14 protein-coding genes are annotated in these 17,541 nt (G+C 57.4%); 6 read left to right on the top strand and 8 right to left on the bottom strand.

The window, feature by feature from the left end; genetic code table 11:
• The first annotated feature begins 22 nt into the window (after positions 1 to 22).
• The 5 genes from ACWKV4_RS19730 (at position 23) to gudD (ending at position 7,098) form a co-directional block, all read left to right on the top strand.
• On the top strand, positions 23 to 1,327 hold the full coding sequence (locus ACWKV4_RS19730; protein WP_483833893.1) for an SLC13 family permease: 1,305 nt from the start codon (positions 23 to 25) through the stop codon (positions 1,325 to 1,327).
• Between the two features lie 231 nt (positions 1,328 to 1,558).
• Entirely contained in the window at positions 1,559 to 2,311 is a 753-nt protein-coding gene (locus ACWKV4_RS19725; RefSeq protein ID WP_483833892.1) for a carbon-nitrogen hydrolase family protein, read from the top strand.
• 845 nt (positions 2,312 to 3,156) lie between these two features.
• On the top strand, positions 3,157 to 4,194 hold the full coding sequence (locus ACWKV4_RS19720) for a LacI family DNA-binding transcriptional regulator (protein WP_483833891.1): 1,038 nt from the start codon (positions 3,157 to 3,159) through the stop codon (positions 4,192 to 4,194).
• 156 nt (positions 4,195 to 4,350) lie between these two features.
• Positions 4,351 to 5,739, top strand: a complete 1,389-nt coding sequence (locus tag ACWKV4_RS19715) for an MFS transporter (RefSeq protein ID WP_483833890.1) — start codon at positions 4,351 to 4,353, stop codon at positions 5,737 to 5,739.
• A 3-nt stretch (positions 5,740 to 5,742) separates the two neighbouring features.
• Positions 5,743 to 7,098, top strand: a complete 1,356-nt coding sequence (gene gudD, locus ACWKV4_RS19710) for a glucarate dehydratase (RefSeq protein WP_483833889.1) — start codon at positions 5,743 to 5,745, stop codon at positions 7,096 to 7,098.
• Between the two features lie 303 nt (positions 7,099 to 7,401).
• On the opposite strand, the gene ACWKV4_RS19705 is transcribed toward gudD, so the two are convergent.
• The 4 genes from ACWKV4_RS19705 to ACWKV4_RS19690 form a co-directional block, all read right to left on the bottom strand.
• Entirely contained in the window at positions 7,402 to 9,021 is a 1,620-nt protein-coding gene (locus ACWKV4_RS19705) for an L-lactate permease (protein ID WP_483833888.1), read from the bottom strand.
• A gap of 59 nt (positions 9,022 to 9,080) precedes the next feature.
• Positions 9,081 to 10,079 (bottom strand): 2-hydroxyacid dehydrogenase, encoded by a 999-nt coding sequence (locus tag ACWKV4_RS19700; RefSeq protein WP_483833887.1) that lies wholly within the window; start codon positions 10,077 to 10,079, stop codon positions 9,081 to 9,083.
• A 302-nt stretch (positions 10,080 to 10,381) separates the two neighbouring features.
• Positions 10,382 to 12,013 carry a methyl-accepting chemotaxis protein gene (locus tag ACWKV4_RS19695; RefSeq protein WP_483833886.1) on the bottom strand — a complete coding sequence of 544 codons (1,632 nt, stop codon included), beginning with the start codon at positions 12,011 to 12,013 and terminating at the stop codon, positions 10,382 to 10,384.
• A gap of 121 nt (positions 12,014 to 12,134) precedes the next feature.
• The gene (locus ACWKV4_RS19690; RefSeq protein WP_483833911.1) at positions 12,135 to 13,043 is read right to left on the bottom strand and encodes an aromatic alcohol reductase; all 909 of its coding nucleotides are present in this window, start codon (positions 13,041 to 13,043) and stop codon (positions 12,135 to 12,137) included.
• Positions 13,044 to 13,149: 106 nt separating this feature from the next.
• Here ACWKV4_RS19690 and ACWKV4_RS19685 point away from each other — a divergent pair, with 106 nt between their 5' ends.
• The gene (locus ACWKV4_RS19685; RefSeq protein ID WP_483833910.1) at positions 13,150 to 13,545 is read left to right on the top strand and encodes a winged helix-turn-helix transcriptional regulator; all 396 of its coding nucleotides are present in this window, start codon (positions 13,150 to 13,152) and stop codon (positions 13,543 to 13,545) included.
• Between the two features lie 884 nt (positions 13,546 to 14,429).
• Here the strand turns inward: ACWKV4_RS19685 and ACWKV4_RS19680 are convergent.
• Genes ACWKV4_RS19680 through ehuB form a run of 4 tightly spaced genes read right to left on the bottom strand, consistent with a single transcriptional unit; the run spans position 14,430 to position 17,459 of the window.
• Positions 14,430 to 15,221 (bottom strand): amino acid ABC transporter ATP-binding protein, encoded by a 792-nt coding sequence (locus tag ACWKV4_RS19680; RefSeq protein ID WP_483833885.1) that lies wholly within the window; start codon positions 15,219 to 15,221, stop codon positions 14,430 to 14,432.
• The gene (gene ehuD, locus ACWKV4_RS19675; RefSeq protein WP_483833884.1) at positions 15,214 to 15,864 is read right to left on the bottom strand and encodes an ectoine/hydroxyectoine ABC transporter permease subunit EhuD; all 651 of its coding nucleotides are present in this window, start codon (positions 15,862 to 15,864) and stop codon (positions 15,214 to 15,216) included. The genes ACWKV4_RS19680 and ehuD overlap by 8 nt, the downstream gene beginning before the upstream one ends.
• Before the next feature lie 3 nt (positions 15,865 to 15,867).
• Positions 15,868 to 16,545: an ectoine/hydroxyectoine ABC transporter permease subunit EhuC gene (gene ehuC / locus ACWKV4_RS19670; RefSeq protein WP_483833883.1), complete on the bottom strand. Its 678-nt coding sequence runs from the start codon at positions 16,543 to 16,545 to the stop codon at positions 15,868 to 15,870.
• Positions 16,546 to 16,586: 41 nt separating this feature from the next.
• On the bottom strand, positions 16,587 to 17,459 hold the full coding sequence (ehuB, locus tag ACWKV4_RS19665) for an ectoine/hydroxyectoine ABC transporter substrate-binding protein EhuB (protein ID WP_483833882.1): 873 nt from the start codon (positions 17,457 to 17,459) through the stop codon (positions 16,587 to 16,589).
• Positions 17,460 to 17,541 lie beyond the last annotated feature (82 nt).

The raw sequence follows: 17,541 nt of genomic DNA, 5'->3' as shown, positions 1-17,541 counted from the left end.
TAACAACAATAGGACATTCACTATGATGAGCCTGCTCGTCGTTGCGGCAATCGTGGTTGCCGTCGCCCTTGGCTACAAGACCAAGATCAACATTGGTCTCTTCGCCATCGCTTTTGCCTACCTGATCGGCTGTTTCGGAATGGGGCTCAGCCCCTCTGAAGTCATCAGCATGTGGCCGTTAAAGATCTTCTTCATCATCTTCGCTGTGTGCCTTTTTTATAGCTTCGCTACTGTCAACGGCACACTGGAAAAGATGGCCGAACACCTGATCTACCGCTGCCGAACGATGCCCCAACTGCTGCCCTTCGCGGTTTTCTTCACCGCCACGGTGATTGCGGCAATGGGCGCTGGCTACTACACGGTATTGGCCTTTATGGCGCCGATCACTCTTTTGCTGTGCGAGCGCACTGGCATGAGCCTGATCACCGGCGGCATGGCGGTGAACTATGGCGCCCTGAGCGGCGCCAATTTCGTCTCTAGCCAGAGCGGCATTATCTTTCGAGGCTTGATGGTCAACGCTGGCATCCCAGAGAACGCTGCCTTCATTAATGCGGCGGCAATCTTCGTTAGTACGCTGGTGATTCCGTTGCTAGTGATTTCCGTGTTGGTATTTCTTACCGGACACGGCAAGGCGATGAAGGCCACTGCCTACGTAGCCACCGAACCTACGCCGCTGAACCGCGAACAGAAGATCACACTGGGGCTGACGCTGACGATGATGGTCATCATCTTGGCGGCACCTATCGCGCAGATCACCTTCCCAGATAACGCGACAGCACGCTTCATCAACTCCAAGATGGATATCGGCCTGATCGCGAGTTTGTTTTCAGTCATCGCGCTGCTGCTCAAACTGGGTGACGAACGCAAGGTCTTGGCCTCGGTACCTTGGGCGACATTGATCATGATCTGTGGCGTAGGCATGCTCATCTCGGTCGCGATCAAGGCCGGAACCATCGATCTGCTGGCCTCGTGGATGGGCAGCAGTATCCCGCCGATCATGGTACCGATTGTCTTCGGCATCGTCGCGGCGTGCATGTCGCTGTTCTCCAGTACTCTGGGCGTAGTCACTCCGGCGCTGTTCCCAATGGTGCCACCGATTGCTGGAACGCTTGGGATAGACCCAATGGTCCTGTTCGTGGCCATCGTGGTCGGCGCGCAGGCTACTTCTATTTCGCCGTTCTCCTCGGGCGGCAGCCTGATACTTGGATCCTGTACGACGGAGCAGAGTCGCTCTTCGTTGTTTCCGCAGTTGCTCTTCCGCGCCGCGCCTCTGGGTTTCATCGCGGCCCTGATATTCAATGCGGCCTTCACGTTCATCGATTTTTAGAGGGCAAAAGTGGCCTGGAGCGTTAATCAGGTTCTTCGAGTAATGGTGAGCAGTAGCCTTTACAGGTTGTTTGGTAGGCACGATGATGCGGAAGTCATTGGCAAACCATTCGACGGCACCCTATACCGCAAAGCCACCGGCAGTAGAAGGCTTATTGCCCTTATCAGAGACTCTAGGTAGCCAGTGGTGGCCCATGCTTTACTGCCCAATATTTTGCTTAGGCGAAGCCGCATGAAAGATATGGATATCTGCGCCGCACAGTATTGTTCGGTAGCTGGCGACCTAAACGCCAATATTACTCGCCATGGGCAGCTCATGCGCCAGGCCGCCAAGCAGGGTGTTGGATTCCTGTTATTTCCGGAGTTATCCCTGACCGGCTACGAACCAACGCTCGCGCGTGAACTCGCGCAGCCGCCGGATGCACCGCTTTTGCAACCCTTGCGAGAACTGGCGCATCAGTTGGGCGTGACGACGGTGGTGGGCTTACCCGTGCGCAAGGCCGATAACGACGCGGTCATGATTGGGGCCGTGGTATTAGGCAGCGATGGCGCCCAGGCCCTGTACACCAAACAGCACCTCCACCCAGGAGAGGACGCTGTATTTAGCCCTGGGCACGGTGGTGCGTTTGTAAAGATTGGCGACGCGCCTATAGCACTGTGTATCTGCGCAGAGTTTACCCACGCCAGTCACGCACACGCCGCCGCGCAAGCCGGAGCTACCCTCTACGCCGCCAGTGTTTTGATCAGCGACAACGGTTACCTACGGGACACTGAGTTGCTCCAAGGCTACGCCAGAGAACATTCATTTAGTGTGTTGATGGCCAATCATGGGGGCCCATCTGGCGGGTGGTCCTGTGCGGGGCGCAGTGCCTTTTGGGCGCCAGATGGAAGGTTGGTAGTGAGCGCAGAAGGCAAAGGCGATTGCCTGGTTATCGCGCGCTTAAGAGAAGGCGTTTGGCAGGGCCAGCTCATACATCTGCTCTGAGTTGTCGTAGGCCTTGTTTGCCATTCGGCTCCTGGCTGCTCGTGCACCAATGGCTGTTGCAGTAATCGATTAACGGCCGTACCAGCGCATGGAACATCAACCCCCTAGATGGCAACTCGCCGTGGTCCGCTAGCACGCGCAAGATCAGGCGCTGGGTCAGGCTCAAGCCATCGTTCGCGCCAGGAAGCTCTTGCAGTTGCCTCGCCAAAGCAGGGCCAAGTAATGGCAGCGCCGGATGCAGCTGTGTGGCAAGCCGCGCCTAGCCGTTAGGGTCTGCGGCGGCATAGGCCCGCCATGCTGCACAGACCAGTGCCACGGCGTCCTTACCTAGAGAAGGCCGTTGCGGCCATAACCACGCGAGCAGATCTGAAGCGAGTTGCCCAATACCAATAAATCTCTCCCTGCCAGGCACCCAGGCAGCTTCATCAACCATGCATGTGAGCCTAAGGGGCTGCGGTTGATAGCGACCATTCGGTAAACGCCTGCTGAGCCAGATCGGAATAAGCCTCTGGAATACTGCCTTGGAGTCGCAGCTGTGCATTTTTGCTGAAGTTAGTCGCACGAACATGCCCTGGCAAATGCTGCTATTCCGCGTGTCGACAAAAAAGGGGGCAGTTTTTCATAATGCGGCTACTGAAAAACCTCTACCATCGATTATTACAGGGATTGCTGTAGCTACCATATGGAGATACCTCTGATATCTCTAGTAGGCGCAGTCACTAATCGCAAGAAAGCCTAGGTGTGTAACGGGTCGCCTTACTGCCCCCGCCCTCGCGGACATCGTGGATCGCAAACATCAAGGCGGTTAAGATCTAATGCTAATATTTCAGTTCATCAGGTAGGTTGTGGCCAAGAAGTCCAGACGTGAGATCGCCTTGGTTAATGGTGATCTCGAGATTCCGATAACTGTTGCCGACGTTGCCCTCAGGGCCGGCGTTTCTCCTATCACAGTTTCGCGAGCGCTGCATCGGCCTGAGCTCGTCAGCGACGCCACTCGCCAGCGGGTCTTAAAAACCGTGCGTGAAATGGGCTACGTGCCCAATCTGTTGGCTGGTAGTTTGGCCTCGAGCAAAAGCCGCCTAGTTGCCATTCTATTGCCCACCATCGCCAACTCCATCTTTGCAAGCGCGGTACAGGCCATCATGGACCGCCTGACTGAAGCCGGGTACCAGTCCTTGCTTGGCCCCACCGGGTATTCCGCGGAAAAAGAAGAGATGCTTCTTGAAGCAATCTTGGGTCGTCGTCCCGATGGAATTGTTCTTACAGGTACCCTTCATACCCAAGCTAGCCGTAGCCGCCTGGCGTCGGCGGGCATTCCGGTTGTCGAGGCCTGGGACCTCAGCGATACCGCCCTCGACATGCAGGTCGGATTTTCGCACGAAGCCGTGGGCCATACCGTGGCCGACCATTTCTTCGCAAAAGGTTATCGCCGGTTCGGGGTGATCACGGTAGAGGACCCGCGGGCCATGCGTCGCTGCCACAGCTTGATTGAAAGGCTGCGAGGCCATGGCCTGGCTGACGTACCCGTGGAGATCCTGCCTCTGCCGGCAACCTGGGAGGTCGGTCGAGAAGGGCTGAAGAGGCTACAACGCAGGGCCAACCCGCCTCAACTGATTTTCTGCAGCTCGGATACGTTGGCGCTGGGCGTGATTGCCGAGGCGACCAGTCAAGGCCTGCGAATCCCTCAGGACGTGGCCATACTTGGCTTTGGCGATACCACGAACGCCAGGTTTTCCTATCCAGCCCTCTCCTCGGTGAGCGTGAACGCTGCCGCCATGGGGCACACGGTGGCACAGGCGCTGCTCCAAAGGTTGGAAGCCACTGGCCGTCATCCCTCCCGGGTCGACACAGGTTTCACGCTGATCGAACGCCATAGCACCTGATCGAACTTCGCAGAATCCGCGGTCAAGACACTTGCAATGATAACGCTATCTGCTCAATGATAGCGCTATCGTTGTCTGACAACGCACAACCTAGGTTGCGTCTTCGACCGACCTCCAGCCCTACCCGCATAAAAATAACTCGTGGGAGCGTCTACCATGCAGCAACCCAAGCAAACCCGCGTCCGCTATTTGATTCTGTTCATGCTGTTTCTGGTGACCACGATCAACTATGCAGACCGAGCCACCATCTCCATCGCCGGCTCAAGCATTCAGAAAGAGTTCGGCCTGGATGCCGTAACCCTCGGTTATATCTTCTCGGCGTTCGGCTGGGCCTATGTGCTTGGGCAAGTCCCTGGGGGATGGCTGCTTGACCGTTTCGGCTCAAAAAAGGTGTATGCAGGCAGTATTTTCACCTGGTCATTCTTTACCTTGCTTCAGGGTTACATCGGCGAGTTCGGTATCTCCACTGCTGTTGTTCTGCTGTTCCTGCTGCGCTTCACGGTAGGTCTGGCAGAGGCACCCTCGTTCCCGGGGAACGCTCGCATCGTTGCCGCCTGGTTCCCGACCAAGGAGCGTGGTACCGCCTCTGCGATCTTCAACTCTGCTCAGTACTTCGCTACGGCCCTGTTCGCTCCCCTGATGGGATGGATCGTTTATCACTTCGGCTGGCAGCACGTGTTCGTGGTCATGGGCGCCTTGGGTATCGTGTTCTCCCTGGTCTGGCTCAAGGTGATCTACAGCCCGAAGGATCATCCCATGGCCAACGCCGCCGAAGTCCAGTACATCGCCGAGAATGGTGGCCTGGTCGATCTGGATGACCGTAGCAAAAAGCAAGACAGCGGCCCTAAATGGGAGTACATCCGCCAGCTATTGACCAACCGCATGATGGTGGGCATTTACCTCGGCCAGTTCTGCATCAATGCCCTCACCTACTTCTTCCTGACCTGGTTCCCGGTGTACTTGGTGCAAGAACGCGGAATGACCATTCTGAAGGCCGGCTTTATCGCCTCGCTTCCAGCGCTGTGCGGCTTCGTCGGCGGTGTACTCGGCGGTGTGTTGTCCGATATGTTGCTGCGCCGTGGAAAGTCCTTGAGCGTTGCCCGCAAGACTCCGATTGTCTGCGGGATGTTGCTCTCCATGTGCATGGTCATCTGCAACTATGTGGATGCCGACTGGATGGTTGTTTGCTTCATGGCTTTGGCGTTCTTCGGCAAGGGCATCGGCGCCCTGGGCTGGGCCGTGGTTTCGGATACTTCACCAAAGCAGATTGCTGGCCTTTCCGGCGGGCTGTTCAACACCTTCGGCAATATCTCCTCAATCACTACGCCCATTGTGATCGGCTACATCATTGCGGCCACAGGTTCCTTCAAGATGGCGTTGGTCTTCATCGGCGTTAACGCCTTGATCGCTGCGATCAGCTATCTGTTCATCGTAGGCGAGATCAAGCGTATCGAGCTTAAAGGCGTGGCATCGGATGCCTCCGCGGCGCCTGAAGATCGCTTGGCCCAGGCCGGCGAATTGCACCCCACTACAAGAAAGGGCTGAACCATGGAATCCTCGATCCAAACCCCAATGGCAAGCGGCGCGCCTGTCATCACTGAACTGCAAGTAGTACCCGTTGCAGGGTACGACAGCATGCTGCTCAACCTCAGCGGCGCACACGGCCCCTTTTTCACCCGTAATATTCTGATCCTCAAGGACAGCGCCGGGCATGTAGGGGTGGGTGAGGTGCCCGGCGGCGAGGGCATCCGCAAAACGCTGGAAGACGCCCGCGACCTGCTCGTGGGGCAGCCCATCGGGGCCTATCAAAGCCTGTTGAACAAGGTCAGAAAAACCTTCGCGGACCGTGACGCCGGCGGTCGCGGGCTTCAAACCTTCGACCTGCGTATTACCATCCATGCGGTAACCGCCGTTGAATCTGCTGTGTTGGATCTTCTCGGCCAGCACCTTGAAGTACCTGTTGCGGCATTGCTGGGTGAAGGGCAACAACGTGATGCAGTAGAAATGCTGGGCTATCTGTTTTATGTAGGCGACCGGAACAAGACTGACCTTGCCTACCGCTCCGAGCATGATGCCGAGAATGAGTGGTTCCGCCGCCGCAATGAAGAGGCCCTCACCCCGGAAGCAGTGGTTGAGCTGGCTGAAGCAGCCTATGCACGATATGGCTTCAAGGACTTCAAACTCAAAGGTGGTGTGCTGCGTGGCGAGGACGAAATCGCCGCCGTGACAGCGCTGGCGGAGCGTTTTCCCGAGGCTCGCATCACGCTTGATCCCAACGGCGCGTGGTCACTGAAGGAGGCAATTTCCCTATGCCGGGACCAGCATCACGTATTGGCGTATGCAGAGGACCCTTGCGGCGCCGAACAGGGCTATTCAGGCCGCGAAGTAATGGCTGAGTTCCGCCGTGCCACCGGGCTGCGCACAGCCACTAACATGATTGCCACCGACTGGCGGCAGATGGGCCACGCCATCCAGTTGCAGTCGGTGGATATTCCCTTGGCCGATCCGCATTTCTGGACCATGCAAGGCTCTGTACGTGTCGCCCAGATGTGTAACGAGTGGGGGCTTACCTGGGGCTCTCATTCTAATAACCACTTCGACATTTCTCTGGCAATGTTCACCCATGTTGCAGCCGCCGCACCGGGACAAATCACCGCTATCGATACCCACTGGATCTGGCAGGACGGGCAGCGCTTGACTAAAGAACCCTTGCGCATCGAGGGTGGGCTGGTTGGCGTGCCTAAAAGGCCAGGACTAGGCGTGGAGCTTGATTGGGAAGCACTGATGGCCGCGCACCAGGTATACAAATCCATGGGTTTAGGCGCGCGCGACGACGCGACAGCCATGCGCTATCTAATCCCCGACTGGGCGTTCAATAACAAGCAGCCTTGCTTGGTCAGGTGATTACCCAATCTCCATGAAGGGCGTTTATGAAGAGGCAAAGCTTTTTCATAAACGCATTGCTACGTCAAATAGGTGCCAGATTAAACCCAGTGTTTGGCAGCGATGAGCACACCAGGGGCTGTATTCGACTGTCGATAGCTGCCCCTGAGCGATGAGCAATACCGGCTCAAACCGTGCTGTGTCGATCGGCGCGCTGCAACCAGAAAAGGCCCCTTTCTCATTTGTTCACGGAAATCATCCTCGCAGTGCCGGAAGGGCAATCGCCTGACCGCGGCGTGTGAACGCTTGCCCAGCCCTACGGAATCAAACCCATGCCGACAGCAGCAACGTCCATACACAGACGTACGCGAGCAGCCCGAGGCTGTACCCTATCGTCATGCGCATAACCTTGCCCTCTTGCCCAATCTGCCCCACCGCGGCCGCGGCAATGGCGATCGACTGAGGCGAAATCAGCTTACCCATCACGCCGCCACTGGTATTGGCCGCTACCAGCAAGGGCGGGCTTATGCCTATTTGCACGGCCGTGATCGCCTGAAGGTTGGCGAACAATGTGTTGTTATTCACCACCGAGCCTGTGATGAACACACCCAGCCAGCCGATGATCGGCGAAATCAAAGGAAATATGGCACCTGCGTCGGCCAAAGCCAAGCCGATGCTCGACGAGGTGCCCGAAAAATTGGCGATATAGGCCACCGCCATGATCAAGCAAATCATGTTCAGCGGCCGCCACAATTGCTGCACGCTCAGGCGAAGCTCCTCTACTGCGGTGCGCCAGCTCAAGGTGCGCGCGAGCAACACGGTAATGAGCGCGGCCAATAGGATGGCCGTGCCCGGCGAGCTGATCAATGCCACATTCCAAACGGCTGGCAACACGTTCGGTTGGGTAGCAATAGGTGGCAGCACGGTTACCACGTGATCCAGCGCAGGAATGGCCCAACGCACCACACTGGCGACAAGGGCGCCCTGGCCAACGAACAGCGCCTTGAACGCGGGCAGGCTCCACAGCAATACCAGAACGGTAAGCACATAGAAGGGCGACCACGCGGAGATTACTTCCTTCAGCGACCAGCGCGATTCCACAGGCGGCGGTGCGCCCTCCTCTCGATATATTTCCACGGGTTGCCAAAAATGCATGAACGCCGCCAGTGCCCCCATGCTCAGCAGCGGCGGTACGATGTCCACCAGCTCCGGCCCAAGCCAGTAGAGGACCGCGGTCTGGCTGGCGCTGAACAACACACCAATGCCTAACAACACGGGCCATGTTTGCCGCAGCCCGCGCCAGCCATCCAGCACGGCAACCAACAGCGCAGGAATGAACAAGGTGGACAACTGTACGATGGCAATCATCATCAGGGAGACATCCGCCAATGACACACCACCTTGTTGCGCCCCTACCAGCACTGGAATACCAATCGCGCCATAGGCACCAGATGCTGCATTGGCCAACAGGCACAGCATGGCTGCCTTGACCGGCTTGTAGCCCAGCTCTACCAGCATTGCGGCGCAGATGGCGATGGGCACGCCAAAGCCCGCCGCTCCTTCGAGAAAAGCACCGAAACAAAAGGCGATGAGAATGACCTGAATGCGCTGGTCTTCAGAAATAGTTGAAATACTGCCGCGAATTACCTCGAACTTGCCGCTTTTCATTGCCAAGCGGTACAACCACACCGCCATGAGCACGATATAACCGATCGGCCACAGGCCGCTGAGCACACCGAACAGCGCGGCCCCCAATATACTGGGCAGCGGCATGCCGAACAACAAGGCGGCGACCAGCACCGCCGCCACTAGCGACAAGCCCGAGGCGGTCAGCCCCTTGAGCTTTAGCAGTGTCAGCCCCAGCAAGAACAACAGAATGGGTATGGCCGCTACCAAGGCGGTTAGATAGGCATTTCCCAACGGGTTATAGATCTGCTGCCACATGTGCGGTATTCCTGCTGCGACCCGGCGGCCGCGGTAGACGGTGGAGGGGTGATCCGGCGCTAGGGCAAGGCGTTCACGCACGTCTCTCCGTTGGCGTGGCACTGCAGGTTATGCAGGGTGGTACCGGCGATTTGCTCAAGGGCCTCGCGCGTGAAAAACCCTTGGTGCCCAGTCACGAGGACATTGGAAAAGGTGGTCAAACGAAGAAATATTTCATCGTCGATGTAATCACCGGAACGGTCCTGGAAAAACAACGAATTTTCCTGCTCATACACATCGATCGCCAACGCGCCAAGATGCCGTGATTTGAGGGCTTCTATCACTGCGAATGTGTCGATAAGGGCCCCTCGCGAAGTGTTCACGAGCATCGCTCCGGGTTTCATCAGGCTTAGCGTTTCCGCGCGGATAAGATGCCGCGTACCCTCAGAGAGCGGGCAGTGCAGGCTGACGATATCCGCTTCGGCAAGCAGTTGTTCCAGCGGCACGTACTGCCCCAGGCCAAGGAAACCCTGAGACTCATAAGGGTCATACCCCAACACCCGGCAGCCGAAGCCTTGGAAAATCCGCGCCGTGGCCAGGCCGATCTGCCCGGTACCGATCAGGCCCACCGTTTTGCCATGCAGGTTGAACCCCAGCAGCCCGTTGAGCATGAAGTTTCCTTCCCGCACTCGGTTGTAGGCACGGTGGGTGTGGCGGTTAAGGGTCATCACCAATGCCAGGGTGTGTTCGGCTACCGATTCCGGGGAATACGCCGGAACCCGAAAAACAGACAGCCCCAAGGCCTGGGCCGTAGTCATATCGACATTATTGAACCCCGCGCAGCGTAGCAAGATGGCACCCACGCCGTAGCGCTTGAGCCCTTGCAATACAGTGGCGTCCAACTGATCGTTGACGAACACGCAAACCGCGTCGAACCCATCGCTCAGTGCGACCGTATCAGGACCCAGGCTAGCGGTCAGATAGGTGATTTCAAAACCCTGCTGAGCGTAGTGCCCATGCAAGGCTTCATCGAAGAATTTCTGATCGTAGGGTTGTGCGCTAAATAGAGCGACTTTCATGAGTATCTCCTGACCCGACAACTGCGAAATCTGCCGCTCAGTGTCAAGCAAGACACTGACGATCTGGGTACCGTATACCACGGTAAGTCGCATTCTAGAGCATCAACATGAAATTTTTGAGTTAAATGATGGCGCACGTGGTTGGCTGCGATTCACCCTGCAAGTGGGCAAACCGTGGTATTCAAATCGAAGTGTTGGACGAACGGCACACTACCGTTGTCAATGTGAGGAGGCCGAGCCTAACTTATATTTGGGGCCCGAGAAGGGTGGACCGTAAAGCCTCCCCAGGCCGCTGTAGTGCTTCAAAGCTTGAACTGAGCTACTTGCTTATCCAGGGCATGAGCCAATTGTTCGATGCTGGCTGCACTCTGCGAAGCGCCAGTGATGCGCTCGCTGCTAGTCTGAGCCATCTGAGCAATTCGCTCGACGCTTCGCGCAACGTCCTGACTGGCGGCTGTCTGTTCGTTCAATGCCATGGAAATCTGATCTACCACGCCAATAATGCGATCAGAACCCTGACGGATCTGCTCAATCGCGGTATTGGCCGAATTTGCCAGTTCCAGCCCTTGATTGACCTGCTCGACACCAACATCCATCTGGCTGACTGCGTCGTGGGCACTGGACTGAATCTTGTTGATCATGTCACCGATCTCTAAAGTAGATTTTCCGGTGCGCTGGGCGAGCAAGCGAACTTCGTCCGCCACCACTGCGAACCCACGGCCCTGATCACCGGCGCGGGCCGCCTCGATAGCTGCGTTCAAGGCCAGCAGGTTGGTCTGTTCGGCAATCTCGCTGATCACATTGACGACCGAGGTGATCTGCTCGATGTGCCTGCCCAATTCACTGATCTGTTCTGCCGAGTTCTGCACAGTGCCAGCGATGCGGCTCATACTTTGAAGCGTATTCTGAATCACCGCGCCACCATCCACTGAGAGTTTTCCAGAGTCGGTGGAAATCGCGTGTGCCTCATTGGCGCTGGTTGCTACATGGCTGATACTGACCGTCAGCTCTTCTACCGTTGCCGCCATGGACGAAGCCGATTGCGACTGCTCATGTGCGGAAGCTGTAAGTGCTTCGGAAGTGTGGGCAATCTCCTGGGCAGACCCGAGCAGTTGCTGGGCGCCGCTCTTGATTTCCGTGATCATCTCGCGCAAACGGGCCTGCATGCCGTCGAAGGCCTTCATCAGGCTGCCGATCTCGTCGCTCGCTTTGGTGTCAATATGCCCATCAAGCTGGCCTGAAGCGATTGCGTTGGCAACGGCGATAGCCGCGTTTAACCGCTTGCGAATGGAGGAAGACAAACCAATCGCAATGGCTAACGCTACCAGGGCCGCTATAACGCCCCCGATCATTAGACTAAGGTTGGCAAATCGGGCTGCCGCGTTCATCGCGCTGGTACGAACGATCAGCAGCTTGGCTTCGTCGTCTTGGAGGTCCGCGATGAGGGCCCGCATGCCATCCATTTTTACCTTGTCTTGACGAGCAATAATGCGTTGCACAACATCATCCATACTGGCCTGGCCCGTAACGACGGCCCGGCGCAGGGCTAAGGTTGCTTCAATGTCTTCGCTCATCCAACGCTGTTGGATAGCCTTGATATCGTCCAGGCGCTTCTGCTGTACTGGGTTATCCGAAGTAAGCCCTTTGAGTTCACTCCAAGCTTTCTCGAACGCGGTCTTGCCTGAGGCCAATGGGCCCAGGAAGTCGTCCTGGCCGCTCAAGGCGAAGCCACGCATACCCGTTTCGATGTTCGTCAGGCTGATCAAGAGGGTAGCAGCGCCGTCGAGTACCTTGTAGGTATGGATATTCCACTGTGTGGTTTCATCGATCTCACTGAAGCCATTGCGTGCGGTTGCAATCAACACGCAAATGATCAAAATGATCACACCGAAGCCGGCGCTGAGTTTTTGGGCGATGGTACGTTTGGCAAGCATGAGCATACCCGCATGACAAGATTAGGAATCTTTGAGGGTTATCGCAGTTTACTTGCCTAACTTTAGCTCTCTTGATAACGGCATCAACGATCAACGATGGATGGTCCTTAACTACTACGGGTCACCTAAATACCGATGCTTGAAACTGTTCAACCCATTGCGCAACGTTAGTGGTTTCGATACCACGCTTTGCGTTATAGCTGTCCTGCTTCGCCCAAGCCACACCTATGCCTTCGGCAAACACTGCGCGGTATTTACGGATTGCATCATTGGGCGCAGCCGCCAGGTCGGCTTTGAGGGTCGCCAAGGTCCATTCCACCCGCTCAACCTTACGGTTGAGTATTTGATCAACGGTATTGGCTAGCTGTCGGTAGGTAAGGGTGTCGCCCGCCGTAAACACCACTTGGTTTACCAAGGTAGGGTCGCTCAGGATCGACGCGGTCAAACGCCCGATATCTACAGCCGTGGTCACAGTCACTGCAGTGTCCCAACTGCCTAAGGCATGAACGATGTTGCGGTTGAGGTCTACCACGCCGAATTCAGGCTCAAAGAGGAAGCTGGTAAACATGCCGGTAGAGATGATCAGCCATTGCACCCTTGATTGACCGCGCAGTAGTTGGCGAACGTCCAGCTGTTCATCAAACAGGTCTTGCGGGCTGCCGCGGCCGATTTGATCGTAGTCCACGCCGAATTGCCATGGCACGAATCGCTTCGCATTCGATCGCAAGGCCGCGCGGGCAAGCTTGCGTTGTATTCCTTTTCCGGCGGCGAAACCCAGGCAACTGACCAGCGTGTCGAAACCGCTGAATAACGCGGCAAGGCTTTCTTCTGAGTCGTGCGCGGCATCGGCAGAAACTACCCTGATACCCAACTGGCTCAGCTCATTGAGTGTCCGGCGTTTGCTCTCATTGGCGGCCTCAAGCGCTGAGGGTCGTAGCATTACAGTTACGCGCATGCTTGGCCGGACCGCCAGTTCACGAAGCACCGCCATGCCCAGTTCGCCAACGCCCATAACGAGTATGTTGTCCATAGGTTGCAAGAGTAACTCCCAGTGAAGGATGAGTGTCGATGGTTATATCCTGTCATCGTTGGCGAACATTCAGAAGAAGGCACACGGGTGATACCGCATGAACTCAATGACTGAAGAAGAGGTGATCCGCTTCTCGCAAGCTACCTGTGAGGCACTCAGTGAAGAGAATGATGGCCTCAAGCGCGAAGTGCTAACGCATGCGGGCAATCGCTGGTCATTGGGGATTGTTCACACGCTTGGGGTAGAGGGAAAACTAAGGCACGCCGAGATCGGTCGTCGACTGCAAGGTGTTACCCAGCGAATGCTTACCCGCAGCCTGCGGCAACTTGAAAGAGATGGGTTGATCAGGCGCTACGATCACGGCGAGGTACCGCCCCGGGTAGATTATGAACTGACCGCACTGGGGCGAAGTTTTCTGGTACGCATGGTGCCGCTATGGACTTGGCTGTTGGAACATGCCGATGATTTTCGCGCAGCGCGGGCGCGCTTTGATGAAGGCTGAGCAGTCGGGGAGTCAGCGTAGCCTCCCACAGGGGCAGCGGTGAACGTAGATACCGTCTTGGCTCTCACCTCGCAAGTGGAGCCATACATCTCGTAGCAGCCAGCCTTGACGCCAACCGCGTTGCCGCGACCGTCTCAGCATGGTGTTGAATCGGGTCGCGAGCAAGCTCGGCTGCTACGGGAACATACAGGCCACACCGTAGGAGCCGTCCCGCCGCCAAGGCGCCGCGCTGTCGCGCAGCAAACAAGGGTGCATGACGTTGGCTTTGCGGCGCTTGATCTGAAAAGCATTGGCTCCCTGTGGGAGCCAGCGAAGCTGGCGAATGATCGATATTTCGTTCTGGGCACAGCTCACATTATTGGGCTAGCCATGGCGTGCATATCCTGCTGCGCGGTGGCGCCACCGCCTGGTTTCGCCTTTACGGCGCCCCCCCGGAAGGCCGGCCCCGTTTGTTTCGGCAAAAGAGGGAGAAACCATTCGCGCTTTGCGGTCGGCCGATCCGAGGCGCAGTCCGCAGCGCCTGCGAGCCTTGTGTACTGGGACGGCTTCGCCGTCCACCGCGCATAGCGCTAGTTAAGCAGTATGATTTTAGCTCTTTAAAATCAAATAGTTATTTTCTGTTTGATGAGAGCCAGCCTTGACGCCAACCGCGTTGCCGCGACCGGGCTCAATACCGTGGTGCAACCTGGTCGCCGGCAAGCCAGCGTGGCCCGGTCAGGCTGCTACACGGATCTCAACCGTAGATACCGTCTTGATTCTCATCGCACAAGCGAGATTGCTGGCGAACACTGCGTCATTGCTTGCCTGTGCCATGTCTTCGCGAGCTTGTGCTCGCTCCTACAGGTGATAGGTGCCGCCGTAGCAGCTAGCCTTGGCCGCGCCAGCTACGCGCTTTCCCGGCGCTCGACCAGGTTCAAGAAGCGCCGAGTACGCTCATTCGTTGGGTTTACCAGAACCTCTTGCGGCGTACCGTCAGCCACAATCCGACCGCCCTCCATAAACAGCACGCGGTCGGCGACGTTCCGGGCAAAACCCATTTCGTGGGTCACCAGCAGCATCGTGGTCTGACGCTCATCCGCTATCGCGCGGATGACCGCCAGCACCTCGGCCACCAGCTCGGGGTCGAGGGCGGAGGTGACTTCATCGAACAGCAGCACCTGTGGGCGCATCGCCAGCGCTCGGGCAATCGCCACCCGTTGTTGCTGGCCGCCAGAGAGCTTGCCGGGGTAGGCGTCGGCCTTATGGCTCAAACCGACCTTTTCCAGGTATTCCAGCGCACGTTGCCGGGCGTCTTCCGGGCGGAGCTTGAGCACCCGCACCGGTGCTTCGGTGATGTTCTCCAGCGCCGTCAAGTGAGGGAACAGGTTGAATTGCTGAAACACCATGCCGACCCGGTGCACGATAGCAGGGCGGCTGCCAGGCCAGCGCCAACCCCTGCGCTTTTCCGGTACCGCCACGCCCGCCACCTCGATGCTGCCATGCTGGTAGCTTTCCAGGCCCTTGATCAGCCGTAACACCGTGGATTTGCCGGAACCGCTGGGGCCGATCAACGCAACTTTCTGCCCCTCGGGGATACTCAGGTTCAAGTGGTCGATAATGCGGTTCGGGCCGAAGTCCTTCACCACATCCCTAAGCACGATCTGCGCTGCTGCGGGGGGAATCGAATGCTCAGACATGGCGGCGGTGCTCCAGATACCTGAAAAACAGAGAAGTCGGAATGCTGATGGCAAGAAACATCACAGCCATTAGGGTGTAAGGTTCGTTATAGCGATAGGTCATGCCCGCCACCTGTTTAGCGGCCTGAAACAGCTCAGGAATGGTGATCACGGCGAGCAGGGGTGTTTCCTTGAACATGCCGATCAGGTAGTTGCCCAGTACCGGTAGTACTGTCTTCAGCGCTTGGGGCAGAATCAGCCGCCACCATGTGGTGACGGTATCGAAATCCAATGCGCGGGCCGCGTCCCATTGCCCACCTGGCACATCGTCGATCGCGCCGCGCAGGGTTTCGGCGATATAGGCGGCGTAATACAGGCCCAGGCCCATCACCCCAGTGGACATAGCCGGCAACGTGATTCCGGCCTGCGGTAGAGCAAAGAACAGCACATAGAGTTGCACCATCAACGGCGTGCTGCGAAAGAACGCCAAATAGGCCGCGCAGGCAGTACGGACCAAGCGCAACGAAGAACGCTGCGCCACCGCCAGCACCAGGCCAATCAACACCGCCAGCGCGAACCCTAGCACCACCACTTGCACCGTAACCACCAGGCCACGCAGCAGGTCCGGGGCGATTGACCAGGCGAACTCGAGATCGAAATCCATGGCTTACTCCCTAGCCCGGCGCCAGCCGGTAAGGTGACGCTCGTAGCGCTGCACCAAGCGAGTGAGCGGCCACGCCATCAAGAAATAGCACGCCAGCACCAGGCACCAGATCAGCGTCTGCTGGCCAAGGGTAGTGATCAGTTGGCTGCCGGAGAAGGTCAGGTCCGTCAAGGTGATCAGCGACACCAGCGATGTAGTCTTGAGCAGTTCAACCAATTGGTTGCCCAACGGCGGCAACATGACCGGCAACGCCTGGGGCAGGATAATCCGACGCAACGCAATCACCGGTCCGAAGTCCAGCGCGCGAAGGGCGTCCCGCTGACCCTGGCTGACGTTGACCAGCGCCGAGCGAACGATTTCCGAACCATAGGCAGAGAAGGTCAGCCCCAGGCCAAGCACGCCCGTGGTCATCGGTGACAGGCTGATATTGAACAACGGCAGTATGAAGAACAGATAAAACAGCAGCACCAGCGCGGAAATGCCACGCAACACCTCCACGTATAACGTGGCGACCCAGCGCAGCAGCCGCCAGGGCGACAGGCGCATCAAGGCGATAACGAATGACAGAATCAGTACCAACACTTCCGCCATCACGGTGACTTGCACGGTTACCGCGGCGCCCTTTGCCAGTTGGCTGGCAATGAAGGTGGCAGTCTGTACTGCAGGGTTTTCGGTAAACATGCTTATCTCGTGTCAATCCCAGCCGCGGCGGCGCGGGCGCCTTAGAGGGCGCAGCGTTGATCCGCGGTAACGTCCGTTGGCGGCAGCTCGTTTTCGGTGTAGCCGTACTTCTGCAGGATTTTCAGCAGCTCACCGGACGCACGCAGCTTGGCCAGTTGTTCGTTGAAAGCCTGGATGAATTCGGGGTCGTTCTTTGGAAGGCCGTAGGCGTGGTAATTCCAGGTCGGCTTGCCTTGGGCATCGGGAATCTGCTCAAAAGGCAGCACCCGCTCCACGGAAGGGCTACTGGCTTTTTTCAGCAGGCTGTTGATCTCCGCATCGGGGAAATACACGACGTCGACGCGACCAGCCTCCAGGGCGGCCAGGGCTTCGGTGTCCTTGTCAAACAGCACCATATTGGCATTGGCAATGCCGCTGTCCTTGGCTTCCTGAACCTGGTTGCTGCCGGGCTGGGTCGCCAAACGCGCGCTGCCGTTCTGGGCGACATCTTTAAGGCTATGCAGCTTGAGGGGGTTGCCTGCTTTGACGATAAAGGCACCGCCAGAGCGGGTCACCGGGTTGGAGTAACCGATCACCTTGCAGCGCTGTGGCGTGATAAATAGGCCCGCCCCGATCAGATCGAAGCGCTTGGCCACCAACCCCGGGACCAGCGAGCCGAAGTCGGTGATCGGGGTATCGATCTTGCTGATACCCAATGGCGCCAGAACCGCCTTGAGAATGTCGATATTGGCCCCGGTGATTTGACCATCCGTACCGATATAGCCATAGGGTTGTTCATTGGCGATACCCGCGGTCAGCCCGCGGTCACGACCCTTTTCCAACAACCCGGCGCTGGCCGATGCGGACCATAGGCTGCCCAACAGGCACACGGAGCCGATCAGGGCCGGCAGCGACACAATAGATGTTCGTTTCATTGCATTGTAGTGGTCAACAATTCCCGGACACAGAATTAAGTTTTTCTTCTGCTACAGCCGGCGGTACGAAGCCGTTGTGCTG

It is taken from the genome of Pseudomonas artemisiae, from assembly GCF_057128685.1.
Note: the sequence above shows the minus strand (reverse complement) of the source record. Positions and strands in the feature narration are given on the sequence as shown.

Excerpts from the sequence above, each read along its gene's own strand:
- ehuC (WP_483833883.1), bottom strand. The coding sequence starts at position 16,545 with ATGTTTACCGAAAACCCTGCAGTACAGACTGCCACCTTCATTGCCAGC.
- ACWKV4_RS19685 (WP_483833910.1), top strand. The coding sequence starts at position 13,150 with ATGACTGAAGAAGAGGTGATCCGCTTCTCGCAAGCTACCTGTGAGGCA.
- ACWKV4_RS19690 (WP_483833911.1), bottom strand. The coding sequence starts at position 13,043 with ATGGACAACATACTCGTTATGGGCGTTGGCGAACTGGGCATGGCGGTG.
- ACWKV4_RS19725 (WP_483833892.1), top strand. The coding sequence starts at position 1,559 with ATGAAAGATATGGATATCTGCGCCGCACAGTATTGTTCGGTAGCTGGC.
- ACWKV4_RS19730 (WP_483833893.1), top strand. The coding sequence starts at position 23 with ATGATGAGCCTGCTCGTCGTTGCGGCAATCGTGGTTGCCGTCGCCCTT.
- ACWKV4_RS19695 (WP_483833886.1), bottom strand. The coding sequence starts at position 12,013 with ATGCTTGCCAAACGTACCATCGCCCAAAAACTCAGCGCCGGCTTCGGT.
- ACWKV4_RS19715 (WP_483833890.1), top strand. The coding sequence starts at position 4,351 with ATGCAGCAACCCAAGCAAACCCGCGTCCGCTATTTGATTCTGTTCATG.
- ACWKV4_RS19680 (WP_483833885.1), bottom strand. The coding sequence starts at position 15,221 with ATGTCTGAGCATTCGATTCCCCCCGCAGCAGCGCAGATCGTGCTTAGG.
- ehuD (WP_483833884.1), bottom strand. The coding sequence starts at position 15,864 with ATGGATTTCGATCTCGAGTTCGCCTGGTCAATCGCCCCGGACCTGCTG.
- ACWKV4_RS19700 (WP_483833887.1), bottom strand. The coding sequence starts at position 10,079 with ATGAAAGTCGCTCTATTTAGCGCACAACCCTACGATCAGAAATTCTTC.
- ACWKV4_RS19705 (WP_483833888.1), bottom strand. The coding sequence starts at position 9,021 with ATGTGGCAGCAGATCTATAACCCGTTGGGAAATGCCTATCTAACCGCC.
- ehuB (WP_483833882.1), bottom strand. The coding sequence starts at position 17,459 with ATGAAACGAACATCTATTGTGTCGCTGCCGGCCCTGATCGGCTCCGTG.
- gudD (WP_483833889.1), top strand. The coding sequence starts at position 5,743 with ATGGAATCCTCGATCCAAACCCCAATGGCAAGCGGCGCGCCTGTCATC.